Source organism: Thalassospira lohafexi, assembly GCF_002844275.1.
In the GTDB taxonomy this organism is placed as follows: domain Bacteria; phylum Pseudomonadota; class Alphaproteobacteria; order Rhodospirillales; family Thalassospiraceae; genus Thalassospira; species Thalassospira lohafexi.
In genome coordinates, this window is the sequence record NZ_NXGX01000001.1 from 139,317 (window position 1) to 156,566 (window position 17,250).

17 protein-coding genes are annotated in these 17,250 nt (G+C 53.0%); 14 read left to right on the forward strand and 3 right to left on the reverse strand.

The window, feature by feature from the left end:
- Positions 1 to 95 precede the first annotated feature (95 nt).
- Positions 96 to 1,022 carry a protein phosphatase CheZ gene (locus COO92_RS00595; RefSeq protein ID WP_101299966.1) on the forward strand — a complete coding sequence of 309 codons (927 nt, stop codon included), beginning with the start codon at positions 96 to 98 and terminating at the stop codon, positions 1,020 to 1,022.
- Positions 1,023 to 1,231: 209 nt separating this feature from the next.
- Positions 1,232 to 1,636, forward strand: coding sequence for a hypothetical protein (locus tag COO92_RS00600; protein ID WP_022730993.1), 405 nt, complete (start codon positions 1,232 to 1,234; stop codon positions 1,634 to 1,636).
- 86 nt (positions 1,637 to 1,722) lie between these two features.
- Here the strand turns inward: COO92_RS00600 and COO92_RS00605 are convergent, their stop codons facing one another.
- The gene (locus tag COO92_RS00605) at positions 1,723 to 2,202 is read right to left on the reverse strand and encodes a peroxiredoxin (RefSeq protein WP_101299001.1); all 480 of its coding nucleotides are present in this window, start codon (positions 2,200 to 2,202) and stop codon (positions 1,723 to 1,725) included.
- A 174-nt stretch (positions 2,203 to 2,376) separates the two neighbouring features.
- Complete coding sequence (locus COO92_RS00610) at positions 2,377 to 4,605, reverse strand: protein-disulfide reductase DsbD family protein (protein WP_101299003.1); 2,229 nt, start codon at positions 4,603 to 4,605, stop codon at positions 2,377 to 2,379.
- Between the two features lie 350 nt (positions 4,606 to 4,955).
- Between COO92_RS00610 and COO92_RS00615 the strand changes: the two genes are divergently transcribed.
- Positions 4,956 to 5,534, forward strand: a complete 579-nt coding sequence (locus COO92_RS00615) for a YqgE/AlgH family protein (protein WP_101299004.1) — start codon at positions 4,956 to 4,958, stop codon at positions 5,532 to 5,534.
- A gap of 81 nt (positions 5,535 to 5,615) precedes the next feature.
- Here COO92_RS00615 and COO92_RS00620 read toward each other — a convergent pair whose 3' ends face one another.
- Positions 5,616 to 6,437 carry a hypothetical protein gene (locus COO92_RS00620; RefSeq protein WP_101299006.1) on the reverse strand — a complete coding sequence of 274 codons (822 nt, stop codon included), beginning with the start codon at positions 6,435 to 6,437 and terminating at the stop codon, positions 5,616 to 5,618.
- Between the two features lie 803 nt (positions 6,438 to 7,240).
- Between COO92_RS00620 and coxB the strand changes: the two genes are divergently transcribed.
- The 11 genes from coxB (at position 7,241) to thrC (ending at position 17,231) form a co-directional block, all read left to right on the forward strand.
- Entirely contained in the window at positions 7,241 to 8,092 is an 852-nt protein-coding gene (gene coxB / locus COO92_RS00625; protein ID WP_022730998.1) for a cytochrome c oxidase subunit II, read from the forward strand.
- A gap of 11 nt (positions 8,093 to 8,103) precedes the next feature.
- The gene (gene ctaD / locus COO92_RS00630) at positions 8,104 to 9,687 is read left to right on the forward strand and encodes a cytochrome c oxidase subunit I (protein ID WP_022730999.1); all 1,584 of its coding nucleotides are present in this window, start codon (positions 8,104 to 8,106) and stop codon (positions 9,685 to 9,687) included.
- Positions 9,688 to 9,766: 79 nt separating this feature from the next.
- Positions 9,767 to 10,690 carry a heme o synthase gene (locus COO92_RS00635; RefSeq protein WP_206186335.1) on the forward strand — a complete coding sequence of 308 codons (924 nt, stop codon included), beginning with the start codon at positions 9,767 to 9,769 and terminating at the stop codon, positions 10,688 to 10,690.
- Positions 10,687 to 10,827 (forward strand): hypothetical protein, encoded by a 141-nt coding sequence (locus COO92_RS22010; RefSeq protein ID WP_022731001.1) that lies wholly within the window; start codon positions 10,687 to 10,689, stop codon positions 10,825 to 10,827. Before COO92_RS00635 ends, COO92_RS22010 begins: the two co-directional genes overlap by 4 nt.
- A 6-nt stretch (positions 10,828 to 10,833) precedes the next feature.
- A complete protein-coding gene (locus COO92_RS00640) occupies positions 10,834 to 11,424 on the forward strand; it encodes a cytochrome c oxidase assembly protein (protein ID WP_022731002.1) in 591 nt (196 codons plus the stop codon).
- Between the two features lie 82 nt (positions 11,425 to 11,506).
- The gene (locus COO92_RS00645; protein ID WP_101299008.1) at positions 11,507 to 12,307 is read left to right on the forward strand and encodes a cytochrome c oxidase subunit 3; all 801 of its coding nucleotides are present in this window, start codon (positions 11,507 to 11,509) and stop codon (positions 12,305 to 12,307) included.
- A 129-nt stretch (positions 12,308 to 12,436) separates the two neighbouring features.
- The gene (locus COO92_RS00650) at positions 12,437 to 12,709 is read left to right on the forward strand and encodes a DUF983 domain-containing protein (protein ID WP_338063601.1); all 273 of its coding nucleotides are present in this window, start codon (positions 12,437 to 12,439) and stop codon (positions 12,707 to 12,709) included.
- A 36-nt stretch (positions 12,710 to 12,745) separates the two neighbouring features.
- Positions 12,746 to 13,459: an SURF1 family protein gene (locus COO92_RS00655; RefSeq protein WP_240626268.1), complete on the forward strand. Its 714-nt coding sequence runs from the start codon at positions 12,746 to 12,748 to the stop codon at positions 13,457 to 13,459.
- 135 nt (positions 13,460 to 13,594) lie between these two features.
- The gene (locus tag COO92_RS00660) at positions 13,595 to 15,082 is read left to right on the forward strand and encodes a carboxypeptidase M32 (protein WP_101299014.1); all 1,488 of its coding nucleotides are present in this window, start codon (positions 13,595 to 13,597) and stop codon (positions 15,080 to 15,082) included.
- Between the two features lie 188 nt (positions 15,083 to 15,270).
- Positions 15,271 to 15,657 (forward strand): cyclic nucleotide-binding domain-containing protein, encoded by a 387-nt coding sequence (locus tag COO92_RS00665; RefSeq protein ID WP_240626269.1) that lies wholly within the window; start codon positions 15,271 to 15,273, stop codon positions 15,655 to 15,657.
- Positions 15,658 to 15,833: 176 nt separating this feature from the next.
- A complete protein-coding gene (gene thrC, locus COO92_RS00670; protein WP_101299016.1) occupies positions 15,834 to 17,231 on the forward strand; it encodes a threonine synthase in 1,398 nt (465 codons plus the stop codon).
- The last annotated feature ends 19 nt before the right edge of the window (positions 17,232 to 17,250 follow it).

Here is a 17,250-nt window from a genome sequence, read left to right on the forward strand (position 1 = left end):
TACTTGTTCGAATTGTAATGAACGGAGCCCGGTGGGTTAAGTTTGGGGATAGTGCGATAGGGCGAATGCCCATTGCCGGAGGTTTGAATTCAATCATGTCGCGTCGCGTACAAAAAGTGTTTACCGCCGAACGCCGGTTAAAAGAACGTTCGGGTGGGGGTGTCGAAGACTGGTCGGATTCGTTTTTTGACCCTACTCTTGAAAGTGGTATCGGGGCGGGTGAAGCATTGCCGTCACCATCACCATCACATGTCCCTGAGGATACGTCGGGGATCAATCAGGCCGTTCTTGATGAAATCCGGGCGTTGCGTGCGGAAGTCGGGCAGTTGCGTGATGCTGTTGGAAATGGCGGGCAATTGGCAGGTTCCCCGGACGCAGGCGGCATGGCAGCACCGGTTGCCTCAAACGATGCGCCAATGGATGTGTTGCCTGAGCCGATTTCAAGTAACTTCAGCCATTCAAACCGGCCGGGTGCATCTGAACCCGATAGTGACGATCTGGAACTGATCCGGACCCAGATCGAGGAAATGAACGAGCACATCCACAAGGCCAAGGTTCAGATTGCGTCACTTCGCCATCCAAAGGCGCAGGATGATCGGTTCATGAGTGCCGCGACCGAGCTTGACGCCATCGTCAAGGATACGGAGATGGCAACTCACACGATCCTTGAGTCTGCGGAGCAGATCGACGATCTGGCAATGACATTGAAAAATTCGGCGCCGAGTGATTTTGTCGCCGATCACGTTGAGCAGATTGCCTTTATCGTCACGAAAATATTTGAATCCTGTAACTTTCAGGACATTACCGGTCAGCGGATCAACAAGGTTGTGAGCACCCTCGCATTCGTTGAGGAACGGGTTCACAACATGATTTCGATCTGGGGTGAGGACGCATTTGCCGACCTGCCGGTGGCAGACAAGGACGACACCGAAGAGAAGCCGGAAGACTCCGAGCTTCTGAATGGTCCCCAGCTGCAAGGCGAAGGTATCAGCCAGGATGACATCGACAAATTGTTCGATTAGCTGTTCTAAATGTTGCGGTTTTTCCTATATTTAGGCTAGAAGGCTTTGAAATCTGGCTTGAAATAAGGTGGCAATCCGCCCATGCGGCGTTTTTTGTCAACTAATCGTTTACATATGCTGGGGTAGGTTCATACCTATAAGAATAAGAAGCGATGTTGGGATGCGTGTAACATGCGTTTGCACGTGTTTTGCCGTGCTTGGAGGATAAGATGGGATTTTGGTCTCTTGGTGGTATTCGCCAGCCAAAGGCACAAGACATTAAGTGGCGCAAGAGTCCGCGTGGTGAATACTATCGTCTGTTCATGATTGACGACATTGCGGAACTCAAGCTGAACGGTGTCGGTGGCGTATATCTTTTGTGGCATGGCGGTTTAAAACCATCATGGCTGGTTGCGGGTGCAACCGAAGATCTTGGCCATAGTTTTGCAGAATTGATGCGTGATCCTGACATTCGTGAATACGATGGCCGGGGTGGCGTTTACATGAGCTGGTCGCCGATCAAAGGCAGCTTCCGTGAGGGTGTGGTGCATTTCATTGCAAAGCACACCAATCCGACCTTTGAATGCGATTACGACAGTCGTGAAGACCCTATTCCGGTTTTGCTGCCGCGCTAACTATTTGGCTTGATGGCTCTTAACGAACAAAAGCTCCGCAGGTTCCTGCGGAGCTTTGTTTTTTGCGTAAAAGCCAGGATGCCAGCTTAGAGCTTTGTCAGCACGGATTCAGCACTGGACACTTCAAATGCGCCGGGTTCTTCGACGGCGAGATGGGTGACCTTGCCGTTTTCAACAACCATGGCAAAGCGGTTGGCGCGTTTGCCAAGGCCACGGCCAGTCAGATCAAGCTCAAGACCGGTTGCATCGACAAAGGCAAGGTCGCCGTCAGACAGCATGGTGATGCCATCGGCATTCTGGCTTTTGGCCCATTCCTGCATGACAAATGCGTCATTGGAGGCGAGGCAGGCGATTTCATCAACGCCCTTTGCCTTGATTTCATCAGCCTTGGCGATGAAGCCGGGGAGATGTTTGGCTGAGCAGGTCGGGGTGAAAGCACCCGGAACAGCGAAAAGAACGATTTTGCGGTCCGCAAAGAATTCTTTGGTATTCACAGCTTCCGGACCGTCGCTCGTTGCGCGGAACAGGGTTACATCCGGGACTTCGGTGCCGACTGAAATGGTCATGGATATCTCCGTTTGGTTACGTAATCCCGTTGATTACGTCATGGATCGCATGGCTTGGAAGCAAACTACAAAATCTCTGGATGTTCAATGGTATCCGCATTCGTTTTACCAAGTGTCATTATTTGTACGCGATTATTCTGGAATTGTTCCGGTTAGGCTCAGATGTGGGTGAAATTAGTTGCTGGCAAGCCCGGCCGTCGATCTTGCATCCTTGATGGCATCAAGAACCGCATCACGGCTGAGCAATTCAGACAGCAAAACCCCCTTGGGTGCATTCGGGCCAAACACCGCGTTAAATGGGATGCCATACCGTCCATAGGAGGCCAGATAGTCGGCAATTTCCGGGTCCGGGCGGGTCCAGTCGGCCTGCATCAGAATAATGTCGTCATTGGCAAAAAATTCTGCAAGCTCGGCGGTTTCAAGCACCAGTTTTTTATTGACCTGACAACTGACACACCATTCCGCCGTAACGTCGACAAAGACGGTTTTGCCATCTGCAATCAATGCCGGAATGGTCTCAGGTGCAAACGTCTGCCAGTCAAGGGGGCCGGTGGCCGCAGTTGATACGCTTGACGGTGCGGGCGGCTTCGAGAAACCCGGCGCAAACAGGGCGACCAGAAAACCGGTTACGGCAAGGGCGGTAAAGACAAATCGTGGGCGCAGGTTTTGACTGCGTTTGCGCGCCCAGACAAATACGGCGCCAAGGACAAGGCCGACCCCAACGGCAATCGCGCCGCCAAGGCCGATTTGAACCGCCAGAATGCTCAGAAGCCATATGGCGGTGCCAACCAGTGCCAGACCAAGAACAGCCTTCACAACACTCATCCAGCGTCCGGGTTTGGGTAGCGCATGGGCCAGTCTTGGCTGAAGGGCGATTGCCAGATACGGAGTGGCAAGGCCAACCCCCAGCAACGTGAAAATCCAGATGATGTCAAAGCTGCTGCCTGCCAAGGCAAAGCCAACCGCCGTTCCAAGGAACGGGGCAGAACAGGGCGTTGCGAGCAAGGTCGCGAACATGCCGGTCATGAAATGGCTGCTGAGGTGACGGCCACCTTTTTCCTGCTGGTTGATCACGTCATTGGCGGCGGTGCCCAGATTGTCGGAGCCGTTAATTTCAAACAGGCCCCACATATTGAGGGCAAACAGCGCAAGAATGATGGTCATCACGGTTAGGAAAAGAGGTTGCTGGAACTGTATGCCCCAGCCAATTGATCCCCCGGCCAGCTTGATCGCGATCAGAACTGCGGCGATCAGCCAGAACGATGTGATGATGCCCGCCGCACTGGCAAGAAAACCACTGCGGACCCGGCTGATTTCGCCGTCGCGGGCGTTGATCGCCGACATGACCTTGATCGACAAGACCGGCAAGACACAGGGCATGACATTGAGGATCAGGCCACCAAACAGTGCAAAAAGGCCGATAAGCCAGATGTTTGCACCGGCCCCGGTTGCAGGCGCCATGGTATCTGCGCCAAGAGGTTCGCCTTGGGCGGAAGCATCAGTTGGGCCATTTGCGACGGTCCGGCTTTGTTCAATGGCCAATGGTCCAGCAATGACAGTGACGGTCACTGTTTCAGATGCAAGATCCTGATCGGCGTTGAGGCCAAAAACCGGGACAGTGAAGTGTCGGTTATTGCTTTCGCCATCTTTGTTCACCGCAACAGGTGCGCCAAAGCCAATGCGAAGCGGGCTTTCCACCAGAATATCATCCACAGTCACACCGGCATTAGACAGCCCGTCGACCGATAGGTGCAATTGCGTCGCGTCACCGTCCTTGGTGGCAAAAACGTTGCTGACCTGTATTGGCAGGTTGTCGCCAGTTAGCGGAACCTTTGAGACGAACTTTTCAATTTCGTGTGCGTGGGTGCTGACTGTTGATGCGCCGGATGTTGAGGTGTCGGGGTTTCCGTTTGCCGGGATATCAAGTGCGAAGGTCGCGGCAGCAGGAATGCAGATGTCGCTACAGACAAGGTAGTCGACATCCAAATTGATCGCGACGGACTGTGTGCGATCGGGGATCGCGACGTCAATCGGCAGGATGACATGGTTCTTGTAGCCAAATGTTTCCAGACCAAAGATCGAGAACCGGTGCGGGGCAGGCCACAGGATATTGGCATCCCCGACGTTTTGTGACCCCGTCCAATCTAGTTGCGGGGGAAAACCGGCGTCGCCTGCGCTGCGCCAATAGATTTTCCATTCAGGCTGAAGTTCGAATTCAAGGCCAAGACGCAGCGTGTCTGATGAACCGGTCTGGGTTTGCGCGCTGATGAGCCGAAGAGACGCGAAATCTTCGTCGGTCCATGGGGTGGATACATCGGTGGCAGCCATCGCCGGTGTGGCTAAAACCGGGGCGCAAATGGCAGCAAGCAAAAACACAAAACGGGCGATCAGGTGGCGGAGCACGTCAATGTCCTTAAAACGGTGTGCGTCATGGCATTTGGCAGTGGGGCGCTCATGCCATTGAGGTATGGCACAATTCAGGCAGTTTTTCATCTATCGAAGGCGTAGTCCCCAGCCGCGATCAAATCAAGCCACGACTGTGTGACCGGGGTCTCTGTCAGGGCGCTTTTTGAGCCATGATTGGTAAATAATCACCGAAAACCGTGGCACTGAGCAGAGGGTGACCCTACATTTAGAATATCAAGTTTTGATCGTTGCGGGGCGATGTTTTATCGGGTTTTTCCGGGTTCTTGATGGAAATAGACCGCTAATCGCGCTAGGCTTGGTCAAACAGACACAGAAAGAGACGTAAAATGGGCGTGCGTGGAGACACAGGCGAATATCTTGGTGGAAAGTTGTTGATCGCAATGCCCGGCATGCGTGATCCGCGCTTTTCACAAAGTGTTGTCTACGTCTGTGCCCATAATGAAGATGGTGCAATGGGGCTAGTGATCAATCGTGTGATTGATAGCATCACCTTCCCCGAGCTTCTTGAGCAGCTTGGTATTGCGCGCCCGGCACCGACCATTCAGGACATTCAGGTGCATTTTGGCGGCCCGGTTGAAAGCAGTCGCGGGTTCGTATTGCATTCCACCGACTTTTCCAACGAGGCAACCCTGCACGTTGATACCGGCGTTTCGGTGACGGCCACAGTTGATATTCTTGAACAGATTGCGTTGGGTGAGGGGCCGGAAAACCGCATTCTGGCGCTTGGCTATGCCGGATGGCGTAGCGGGCAGCTGGAGAACGAAATTCTGGCCAATGGCTGGCTGCATCTTGATGCGGATGCCGATTTGTTGTTCGACATTGATTGCGAAGACAAATGGGAACAGGCGTTTACCAAACTTGGTTTTGCCCCGGAATTGTTATCGGGGGAAGCTGGTCACGCCTGATCAGAAGGTCTCTTGCATTGCTGCAATTGAAAAAGCCTGCCGACTGGCAGGCTTTTGCGTTTCATGCGGGCCACACCGGCATTAATCAAACAAGGCGTCGATTTCGGCCTGTGAGAAGATCTGATCGACTTCATCCTGATCGACACGTTGCGCGTTTTGCGGCGCCTTGGTGACGGTTTTATCAAGGTTGTCGAGCCCTTTGGGATCGGCTGGAACCTCGAAGTCACCGAAGTCATCATCACCCCAGATTTCGATCACGCGATTTACGCGTTCCTCGATATATTTCATGGTGTTAACGACTTTGGTAATCCGTTGACCGGTCAAATCCTGGAAGTTGCAGCTTTCAAAGACCTTGACGACAAGTTCGACAATATCGTCGGCCAGCCCCTGAGTGTAGTCATCTGTGGCGGCCGAACGGATGTTGTGGGCAACAGCATCAATTTTCTCGACAGTGTCGAGAATGCTTGCCGTTGCATCCTCGGTTGCGGCAACAACAGAGTCCAACTCGCCCTTGACGATATTGATACGCGTGCCGCTGTCATCTTCAGGGGCGGTATACAGGGCGGCGATTTCTTTTTTGGTTTCCTGAATGGAATTTGCCAATGCCCGAATTTCGGTTTTTAGCAGACGCAGTTCAGCACGTGCGTCTTCCTCATCGTCCTCTTCGGGCTGCGCGGTGAGTTTCTTCTGCTCTTCTATCATGATGCGGATGTCAGACAGCAGCTCAAGCTTGAGGTCTTCAATCGCGGTATGAACGGCCGACAAATCCGGGCCGCCAACACCCGCTTGATGTGGTTCGGTGGGCATCTCGGCTGGCAAGGCGACCATGTCGCTCATGTTTTCGAGTTTGTTAAGCAACCGCAATTCTGCGGTGAAGAGCTTTTTGCTTCCGTGGCGTGCCATTAACGAACCTCTGAATTTAACAATCGGTATCTCGCAAGAGACCTTGGCGTCACTTCCCTGAAGGGCAGCGGCATTCATACTTTAGGATAGAGTAATCTGCAAACGTCGTCTCGCCAACCGAATTCCTATCCGTGATATTGGGGAAAATACCGAAGAATTAAAGGCTTCGGGACCGGAATTTATCATCGGATAGGACAAATTATATCAGGCGAGGTGCGAATCGCCATTTTGGGCAGGTTGCCTGTACCTTATTTCCGATAACACTGTTGCCAGGGATGGCAAGGTTCAGGATACCGTAACGGTGTTTGCCTAAAATGGATGCTGGTGGGACCAGAAATACGGTGTGACCTGCTTTATCCATTGGTTGAAGTGATTTGAAGATGATTCTGCGTGTATGTTGCATGGCAATAACCGTGCGGAAGACCAAAGAACGTTGACCAGAATGGCGGTATTTCTATCAGGACGTGGGTATTTAGAGCCATTTCACGCAAAACCAAAGCGACAAAGTCACAAAGGTAAAATTACATTTTTTGTGCATCGCAGCGAGGTTTTTTCTGGAACAGGTGCCTAAGATACGCTATTTGCCTGCGTTACCGATGTACTTTCGGGTGCAGGGTTATTAAGAATAAGATATGTCAGAGGAAATACTCCGGGCTGATGATTGAGCCAATCTTTGGTTGAGACGGCAAGACCACCGTTTAAAGGTGGACCCGTAGCTTGTCTGAGAAACTGTTGACGAAGGTCAGGGACGGAGACGATTGAGGCATATCGCCTTGAGATGTAATGCGAGGGGGCAGATTCGCATGTCGATCAAGAAGCTATTTCCCATTCTTTTGTTGGGATTGGCGGTAATTACCGGGCTTGATAGTGCGGCAGTTGCTGCCGTTGGTCAGGCCGAACCTTGGCAGCTTGGGCTGCAGGATCCGGTTTCGCCTGTGGCTGTTGAAGGCCATAATTTCTTTGTTCTAGTGACGTGGTTGATGACGATCATTACCGTGATCGTTTTGGTGTTGCTGCTTTACGTGCTGTATCGCTTCAGCGCGAAACGCAACCCGGTACCGTCGAAGACGACCCACCATACCCTTCTTGAAGTGGTCTGGACGGTTGTTCCGGTACTTATTCTTCTTATTATTGCGATCCCGTCGTTCCGCCTGCTGTATTTTGCAGACCGTGTCGAGGATGCCGATCTTACCCTTAAGATCATCGGCAAGCAGTGGTACTGGACATATGAATATCCAGACAATGGCAATTTCACCTTTGATTCTTTGATGATCGATGAGGAAACAGCCGTTGCCGAAGGTAAAAAACGTCTTCTGGATGTGGACAATCCCGTTGTCCTGCCGGTTGACCAGAACATTCGCCTGATCATGACGTCCGATGATGTGATCCATAACTGGGCCATGCCATCGCTGTTCATCAAGCTTGATGCAGTGCCGGGCCGACTGAATGAAACCTGGACCCGCATTCCAGGTGAATATGCCGGTACAACCTTCTATGGCCAGTGTTCGGAATTGTGTGGTGTGAACCACGCCTATATGCCGATTGCTGTTAAAGCTGTTACCATGGAAGAATACGAAGCCTGGGTCGCCAAGGCGCAAGAACAGTTCGCATCTGTTGACTTGCCGTCTTCGGTTTCCGTGGCATCGGCAGAGTGAGGGAGAGATTGATGGCTCACGCTGACACACATGATCACGATCATACCCCCGGCTTCTTTACCCGTTGGTTCCTGTCGACCAACCACAAAGATATCGGGACGCTTTATCTTATTTTCTCAGTGATTGCCGGTTTGATCGGTGGTGCTTTTTCGGTCTGGTTCCGTATGGAACTGGCCCATCCGGGCACCCAGATCATCGAAGATCACCAGTTCTTTAACGTGCTCATCACCGCGCACGGCATGATCATGGTCTTCTTTGTTGTCATGCCCGCCATGATTGGCGGTTTTGGCAACTGGTTCGTGCCGATCATGATTGGCGCGCCCGACATGGCGTTTCCGCGGCTCAACAACATTTCGTTCTGGCTGCTTGTTCCGGCTTTCACCCTGTTGATGCTGTCAGCAGTTGTTGGCAGTGGTGCAGGTACCGGTTGGACTGTTTATCCGCCGCTTTCAAGTGTTCTGGGTCATCCGGATGCTTCGGTTGATATGGCGATCTTTGCTCTGCATCTTGCAGGTGCCAGCTCGATCCTGGGTGCGGTAAACTTCATCACGACGATCTTTAACATGCGCGCGCCGGGCATGACCCTGCACAAGATGCCGCTGTTTGCGTGGGCAATGCTGGTAACGGCGTTCCTGCTGCTGTTGGCTGTGCCGGTTCTTGGTGGTGCGATCACCATGCTTTTGACCGACCGTAACTTTGGCACGGACTTCTTTAATCCGGCCGGTGGCGGTGACCCGATCCTGTATCAGCATCTGTTCTGGTTCTTTGGTCATCCCGAAGTTTACATCATGATCCTGCCGGGCTTTGGCATTATCAGTCACATCATTTCGACCTTCTCGCGCAAGCCGGTGTTTGGCTATCTCGGGATGGCCTATGCGATGGTGGCAATCGGTGTTGTCGGCTTTATCGTGTGGGCGCACCACATGTATACCGTCGGGATGGATGTTGACACCCGGGCCTATTTCACCGCGGCGACGATGGTGATTGCGGTGCCGACCGGGGTTAAGATTTTCTCATGGATTGCGACCATGTGGGGTGGTTCCATCTCCTTGCGTGCTCCGATGCTTTGGGCAATCGGCTTTATCTTCCTGTTCACTGTGGGCGGTGTGACAGGTGTGATTTTGGCGAACTCGGGCATGGATCTGCCGCTGCATGACACCTACTTTGTTGTGGCGCACTTCCACTATGTGCTGTCACTTGGCGCGCTGTTCTCGATCTTTGCTGGTTTCTATTACTGGTTCAGCAAAATGTCGGGGTACGAGATTTCCGATCTCGGCGCGAAGATCCACTTCTGGCTCTTCTTTATCGGCGTCAACCTGACCTTCTTCCCGCAGCATTTCCTTGGGCTGGCTGGCATGCCGCGTCGTTATGCCGACTATCCTGATGCGTTTGCGGGCTGGAACCTTGTATCGTCGTATGGTGCGTATATTTCGTTCGCGGCAACGATCTTCTTCCTTGGTGTGGTGGCGCATGCCTTCATCCGTGGCAAGAAGGCCGAAGCCAACCCATATGGCGAAGGTGCCGATACACTGGAATGGACCGTCAGCTCACCGCCGCCGTTCCATACCTTTGACGAATTGCCACGTATCAAGTAAGTGATCCTGGTTTAAGTCCCCCGCAGGCCTGTCTTGCGGGGGATACCCTACCGCCCAGAGAAGAGAAGACCAGAGTTTCATGACCAAGCAGGTTGCCGATCAGACCCTTGCGCTTAGTACTGTGCCGCTCCCCATTTCGGAGGTGCGCGACTACATTGCTTTGCTCAAACCCGGTGTAATGACCCTTGTGGTCTTTACCGGTGCTGTGGGACTGTTGATTGCGCCAGGATCAATTCATCCGTTCCTCGGCCTTGTCGCAATTGCCTGTATTGCTGTGGCCAGTGGTGCCGCGGCATCCATTAACATGTGGTATGATCGCGATATTGATCAGCACATGAAACGCACCCAACACCGGCCTATTCCGGCGGGGCGTGTTGAAGCCGACGAGGCGTTGTCACTTGGCATCGCATTGTCGATTGTTTCTGTCACCGTGATGGCGGTTGCGATCAATCTTGTGGCGGCGGCTTTGCTGGCGGTGTCGATTGCGTTTTACGTTTTTATTTACACCATGTGGCTTAAGCGCAGCACACCGCAGAATATTGTTATTGGCGGTGCCGCCGGGGCGTTTCCCCCGATGATCGGCTGGGCGTCGGTGACCGGCGGGATTGATATCAATTCAATCGCGCTGTTCTTGATTATCTTTATGTGGACACCACCGCATTTCTGGGCGCTGGCCCTGTTCCGTTGTGGCGATTACGCCAAGGTCGGCGTACCGATGATGCCGGTTGTTGCCGGTGAAGCGGCCACCAAAAAGCAGATGCTGATTTATACCATCCTGCTTCTGCCGGTGACCTTTATCCCGGTTGCGACCGGATTGCTTGGTGTCATCTACGGCGCGACGGCGGCCCTGACCGGTCTGTGGTTCCTGCGTCATGCGGTTCGTGTTTTACGCAATGTCGAAGAACGCGCGCCACACAAGATGTTTGGTTATTCTATCCTGTATCTTTTCGTCCTGTTCGGGGCGATGGTGGCAGATGTCTTCCTGAATGGATTTATCGCATGAGTGAGAAGCCAAATCCCAACAAGGCCGAACTTGATGCGTTTCTTGCCAAGCGCAAGAAAAAGAACTGGGCGTTTCTTGCCATTCTGGGCGGGTTGGCCGTTTTGTTTTTCGCCATAACGATTTTGAAGATGAGCTAGGACGCCATGGCTGATCAGAAACATGCAGATACGATAAAGGCCCGCAACAAGCGTTTAATGCTTGGCTGTGTTGTTATTGTCGGCGGCATGGTTGGTCTTACCTATGCTTCTGTTCCTCTTTACGCGCTGTTTTGCCGGGTTACCGGTTTTGGAGGCACGACCCAGGTCGCACATGAAGCGCCGGCTGACGTGTCCGAGAAAACCATCAAAGTCCGGTTTAATGCGGATGTGAATTCCGGGCTGCATTGGCAGTTCAAACCCGACCAGCGCGAAATGACGGTTAAGCTTGGGCAGGATAATCTTGCCCATTACACGGCTGAAAATATGTCGGTTCACCCGATCACCGGGCAGGCCGTTTACAACGTAACACCGCTTAAGGCAGGGCAATATTTTAGCAAGATCGCATGTTTTTGTTTTGATGAGCAGACCCTTGAACCGGGACAGCGCGTCGACATGCCGGTCAGCTTCTATGTCGATCCAGCCATTGCTGAAGACATTAATACCCAAGACGTGAAGACAATAACCCTGTCCTACACTTTCTATAAGGCCGAGTCATCGGTCGAAGCGCCGGACGGGAACGAAGATCAGGGGGGCTGACAGAACGCAGTGAAGCGGTCTGTTGTCTCTGTTTAACAAATTGAAATTGAGTTTCTTTTGTAAGGATTGAGGGGGGCACGGAATGAGTGATCATGCTCAGAAACATCCATTCCATCTGGTAGACCCAAGCCCGTGGCCGCTGGTGGCGGCAACTGCGGCCGGTATGTTTACTGGTGGTATGGTTATGTTCATGCATTCGGATCGTACACCGGCTGATTTCTGGCTGGCGGCGCTTGGGATTGCAGGCATCCTGTTTGTGATGTTCCGCTGGTGGGGCAACGTGATCAGCGAGTCAAAGATTTACCATAACAAGGTCGTTCAGATCGGCCTGCGCTATGGCATGTCGCTGTTCATCGCATCCGAGGTGATGTTCTTTGTCGCCTTCTTCTGGGCCTTCTTCCACAACGCGTTTGTGATCTTTAGCCCCGGTGTGACCGAATGGCCGCCTGCTGGTGTCGAAGTTCTTGATCCGTGGGACTTGCCGTTCCTCAACACCCTGATCCTGCTTTTGTCGGGTTGTACCCTGACGTGGGCGCATCACGGCTGTCTTGAAGGCAAGAAGAAGGACCTGGTACAGGGGCTTGCCCTGACCGTGGGGCTTGGCGTTATCTTCCTTGTTCTGCAGATGTATGAGTACAGCCACGCTGCATTTGGCTTTGCCGATAACATCTATTCTTCGACCTTCTATATGGCGACCGGTTTCCACGGCTTCCATGTGTTCGTCGGGACGGTGTTCCTTGCGGTGTGCCTTGTGCGCGCGATGAAGGACGGCTTTGATGCCAAACAGCATTTCGGTCTGGAAGCTGCGGCATGGTATTGGCACTTTGTCGATGTCGTCTGGCTGTTCCTGTTCTTTGCCGTATACATCTGGGGCGGCGAATAAGCCGCGCCGACCCGACCATTAAACGGGTCCTGCAATATGGATGAGTATTATCCAAATCTTTCCCCCTTTCGCGCCGGGCTGGCATGTAAATGCCCCCGCTGCGGAAGGGGGAAACTTTTTGAAGGCTATTTGACCGTTCGTGCATCTTGTGATGTGTGCGGTCTTGACCTGCGTGGTCATGATGCCGGTGACGGCCCGGCCGTTTTCATTATTTTTATTCTTGGCTTTATCATCGTGCCTGTGGCGTTATGGGTTGAAATGACCTATCGACCGCCGCTTTGGCTGCATGCGGTGATGTGGGGCCCCACCATCATTGGTGTGACACTGGCCTTGCTTCGACCGTTAAAAGGTCTCATGGTCGCATTGCAATATCGCCATAGAACGACTTCCGAACAGGACTGATTTCACTTCATGCCCCTATTAAATACGCGCCCCAGTATGGCGATGAAAATTTGTGTCGGATTGTCTCTGGTCATTCTTGTGGGACTGGGCAGTTGGCAGGTTGACCGGTTGTTCTGGAAGCAGAACCTGATTGAACAACGTGAAACGCAGGCAACCTTGCCGCCGATTGCCGTGCCTGTTGATGTGGAACTTGATCCTGCGATGGCATTTCGCGCCGCCTTTGCCGAAGGACATTTCCTAAATGATCAGGAAAAGTATCTGATGGCTCGGACCCTTCGGGGGAATGTCGGGTTTCAGCTGATCACACCGCTTGAACAGGAAGACGGACGGATCATTCTGGTTAATCGTGGTTGGGTGCCGACCGATAACCGCGATCCGGCAACCCGTCCGGAAAGTCTGATCGAAACACCTGTGCATGTAACGGGTGTCTTGCGTCTGCCAAGAGAAAAACATTGGGCGCAGCCGGAAAATGATGCGCTGGCAAACCAGTGGTTCTATGTCGACGTCGACCATATGGCAGAAGACAGTGGTGCTGATCTTGCCAGCCCGTATTATCTTGAGCTTGATGACAATCCGGTGCCCGGCGGTCTTCCGATTGGCGGGCAGGCAAAAGTGCAGTTGCCCAATAATCACCTGCAGTATGCCATCACGTGGTACAGCCTTGCGCTGTCGCTGATTGTGGTTTTTGTGATTTACCATCGACGCCCGGAAGACGACAAAGACACAACAGACCGCAAAGACGCGGCCTGATCCTCTGTGTCAGCATGCCGTTAGAATATAGCCGCCGAGAAGGATAAGACTGCTTATCTTTCCCGGCTGGCGGTATCCGTCCCAAACATCATTTTGTGCCAGCGGTTGCCAAGTGCCGCCGCACAGGAGTCCGTGATGACCAAAGCCTATAAAACCCTCGAAACCCGTTTTCGCCGGATGAATGTACTGTCTGATATTGGCAGTATGTTGCATTGGGATATGGCGGCGATCATGCCAGATGGCGGGGCGAACGCGAGATCTGAACAGCTTGCGACCCTTGATGTCATGGAAAATGAGCTGATCAATGCGGCTGATCTTGGCGATCTGATCGAAGATGCGGGCAACGAGGGGCTTGATGAATGGCAGCAGGCCAACCTTGGCGAAATGAAACGCGCCTGGGTTCATGGCACAGCCGTTCCTGCCGAACTGGTAGAGAAAATGTCACTGGCGGAAACGCGGTGCGAAGTCGCATGGCGCAGCGCGCGGGCAGATAACGACTTTAAGGGGTTGTTGCCAAAATTACAGGAAGTGCTTGATCTGTCGATTGAGGCAGGTCACGCCAAGGCGGCCGCACTGGGGACCTCTGTCTATGATGCGTTGCTCGATCAATATGATCCGATGATGCGTTCAGAGCGCATTGATAGCCTGTTTTCCGATCTTGAAGATTTCCTGCCATCCTATACCGCCGAGGTCATTGAACGTCAGAAATCCGAAGATGCCCCCGTCGCCCCAACTGGTCCTTTCCCGGTTGAGATTCAAAACAGTGTCGGTCTCGATTTGATGAAGGCGGTCGGATTTGATTTCGACCATGGACGGCTTGATATTTCGCATCATCCGTTCTGTGGCGGCATTCCCGATGATGTGCGTATTACGACCCGGTATGACGAAAACGATTTCACATCGGCGATCATGGGCGTTCTGCATGAAACCGGCCATGCCATGTATGAACGTGGATTGCCGTCTGATTGGCGCGGACAACTGGTTGGCAAGGCGCGCGGTATGACCATGCATGAAAGCCAGTCTTTGCTGGTTGAAATGCAGGCCTGTCGATCCGAGGAATTCCTGACCTATGCGGGGCCAATGTTTGAAAAGGCGTTTGGCGGTAATGCAAAAGCATGGGACGCGGCCAATCTGCATCGTCTTTACACCCGGGTTGAGCCCGGCCTTATTCGCGTTGATGCTGACGAGGTAACCTATCCCGCGCACGTCATTTTGCGGTATCGTCTTGAACGTGCCCTGATCGAAGGGGATATGAAGCTTGCCGATTTGCCGGGGGCGTGGAACGAGATGATGCAGAAGCTTTTGGGAATCACACCACCCGATGACCGGAATGGCTGTTTGCAGGATATTCACTGGCCGTCCGGGGCATGGGGATATTTCCCGACCTATACGCTGGGTGCGATGGCCGCCGCACAGATTTTCGCCGCAGCCAAGGAAGCCTGCCCGGAAATACCCGGTGCCCTTGCGCAAGGAAACTTCGGTCCGTTGATGGGCTGGCTTGGCCAGAACATCCATAGCCAGGCGTCAAGCCGTTCAACTGATGACATTCTGCACGCGGCAACGGGAAAAGTTCTTGGTATTGATGCATTTAAATCGCATATAATTAATCGTTACGGTCAGTAACAGCGATTGAACCTGCGGGGTATGTCCTTGTGTTGTATGCTTTGCTGACCAAGAGCAGCCTATATTCGATAGACCGGTTAGAATAGCTTTCCCCGTTCCGGTCTTTGATGCGTGTCCTCATATTACGAGGGTGCCAATGTCATGGATGTGATCGCAAGATGGGAATAACCGACGGCAATAAGAAGGTTATGGATCGGCAAGTTTTTGCCATGGATCAGGTCATCTTCCGCGAAGGAAAGCATGGCAGTGCCGCCTTTGTTGTGCAGGAAGGCAAGGTCGAAATCTTTAAAACCATCAATGGGGATGAAGAAGTCGTTCTGGGCACGATTGAGGAGGGCGGCTTATTCGGGGAGTTGGCCCTTGTCGATAATCAGCCGCGTATGGCATCGGCCCGTGCGACAGAGCGAACTGTTCTGATTGCCATCAGCCGTCAAACCTTTGAAAAGAAAATGTCGTCGTCAGATCGCTTTATCCGGGCGATCTTGCGAATCCTGCTGGGCAATTATCGTGCGGTCGTCCGCCGGGCGGCAATTGCCGAGGCAAAGCTCAAGGAACATGGCATCTCAATCGAATGATTGACGATGATTTACGGGGCTTTGCGCATTAACACGCACAGCACGGCTGATCTGCTTGATTGCCCCTTGACTATACCCTAACTTCCCCTCACTAACTCAGGCGTTGGAGTGTATTTTTGCGTCAAGGATGCAAGGATACGCGGAACTGGTAATTGCCCAATTCAGGAGCAGGTATAGTGCGCTATGTCAGTACGCGGGGAAGCGCCCCCGTTTTGCAGTTTGATGAAGTTCTTCTTGCAGGTCTGGCCCGTGACGGTGGTCTTTATGTCCCCGAAACCTGGCCAACTTTTTCCAAGGATGACATTCGTAGCCTGCGCACTCTGACATATGCCGAGGTTGCCTTTAAAGTGATCCAGCCGTTTGTCGCGGGCACGGTTGAGGATGACGCGCTCATGGCGATCCTCGAAGATACCTATAACGGGTTTGACCACGCGGCGGTCGCGCCGCTGAAACAGCTTGGCGCGAACGACTGGGTGATGGAGCTGTTCCACGGCCCGACACTGGCGTTCAAGGATTATGCGCTTCAGGTCGTTGGGCGTTTGTTTGACTATGTTTTGGCCAAACGCGGTGAGCGCATTACGATTGTTGGTGCGACATCGGGCGATACCGGGTCTGCGGCCATTGAGGCCTGTCGTGATCGTGAAAACATCGACATCTTCATCCTGCATCCCAAAGGCCGCGTTTCGGAAGTCCAACGTCGTCAGATGACCACGGTCTTGTCGGACAATGTGCATAACCTTGCCGTTGAAGGATCGTTTGACGATTGTCAGGATCTGGTCAAGGCACTGTTTAACGATCACGGGTTCCGTGATGAGGTCGGGCTGTCGGCAGTGAACTCGATCAACTGGGCGCGCATCATGTGCCAGATCGCCTATTACTTCTGGGCAGGCGCGCAGCTTGGATCGCCGGATCGTGAAATTTCCTTCTCTGTGCCGTCGGGCAACTTTGGCAATGTGTATGCCGGTTATGCCGCGATGCAGATGGGCCTTCCGATCAAACAGTTTGTGGTTGGGGCCAACCGCAATGATATTCTTGCGCGCTTTTTCGAAAGTGGCGTGATGAAGATGGAAGGTGTTGAGCCGTCGCTCAGCCCGTCGATGGACATTCAGGTCAGTTCAAACTTTGAACGTTTGATGTTTGATCTGTATGACCGCGATGGTTTGGCCGTGGCCGAGATGCTGACCAAATTCCGTGAAACCGGTGTTATGGAAATGTCGCAGGGGCAGTTTGGCCGGGCACGCGAACATTTTGACGGGTATCGCCTTGATGACGCTCAAACCCGTGCGGCGATCAAGGATGTGCTTGAGACCAGTGGTGAGTTGGTTGATCCGCATTCCGTGATCGGGATTGTTTCGGGACGTGAGTGCAACCGCGATAAATCCGTACCGATGGTGGCACTGGCAACAGCACACCCGGCGAAATTCCCGGATGCGGTCAAGCAGGCGTCGGGGATTTACCCGGACTTGCCATCGCGTCTTTCTGATCTATATGACCGACCAGAAAAAGTCGAACCGATGTCCAATGATGTTGCAACATTGATGGCGCATGTCCGTCGCAATCGGCGTGCGGCCTGAACATTAAGCAACGTGGGGC

Excerpts from the sequence above, each read along its gene's own strand:
- COO92_RS00595 (WP_101299966.1), top strand. The coding sequence starts at position 96 with ATGTCGCGTCGCGTACAAAAAGTGTTTACCGCCGAACGCCGGTTAAAA.
- COO92_RS00620 (WP_101299006.1), bottom strand. The coding sequence starts at position 6,437 with ATGGCACGCCACGGAAGCAAAAAGCTCTTCACCGCAGAATTGCGGTTG.
- coxB (WP_022730998.1), top strand. The coding sequence starts at position 7,241 with ATGTCGATCAAGAAGCTATTTCCCATTCTTTTGTTGGGATTGGCGGTA.
- ctaD (WP_022730999.1), top strand. The coding sequence starts at position 8,104 with ATGGCTCACGCTGACACACATGATCACGATCATACCCCCGGCTTCTTT.
- COO92_RS00600 (WP_022730993.1), top strand. The coding sequence starts at position 1,232 with ATGGGATTTTGGTCTCTTGGTGGTATTCGCCAGCCAAAGGCACAAGAC.
- COO92_RS00660 (WP_101299014.1), top strand. The coding sequence starts at position 13,595 with ATGACCAAAGCCTATAAAACCCTCGAAACCCGTTTTCGCCGGATGAAT.
- COO92_RS00635 (WP_206186335.1), top strand. The coding sequence starts at position 9,767 with ATGACCAAGCAGGTTGCCGATCAGACCCTTGCGCTTAGTACTGTGCCG.
- COO92_RS00605 (WP_101299001.1), bottom strand. The coding sequence starts at position 2,202 with ATGACCATTTCAGTCGGCACCGAAGTCCCGGATGTAACCCTGTTCCGC.
- COO92_RS22010 (WP_022731001.1), top strand. The coding sequence starts at position 10,687 with ATGAGTGAGAAGCCAAATCCCAACAAGGCCGAACTTGATGCGTTTCTT.
- COO92_RS00615 (WP_101299004.1), top strand. The coding sequence starts at position 4,956 with ATGGGCGTGCGTGGAGACACAGGCGAATATCTTGGTGGAAAGTTGTTG.
- COO92_RS00640 (WP_022731002.1), top strand. The coding sequence starts at position 10,834 with ATGGCTGATCAGAAACATGCAGATACGATAAAGGCCCGCAACAAGCGT.
- COO92_RS00645 (WP_101299008.1), top strand. The coding sequence starts at position 11,507 with ATGAGTGATCATGCTCAGAAACATCCATTCCATCTGGTAGACCCAAGC.
- COO92_RS00665 (WP_240626269.1), top strand. The coding sequence starts at position 15,271 with ATGGATCGGCAAGTTTTTGCCATGGATCAGGTCATCTTCCGCGAAGGA.
- COO92_RS00655 (WP_240626268.1), top strand. The coding sequence starts at position 12,746 with ATGGCGATGAAAATTTGTGTCGGATTGTCTCTGGTCATTCTTGTGGGA.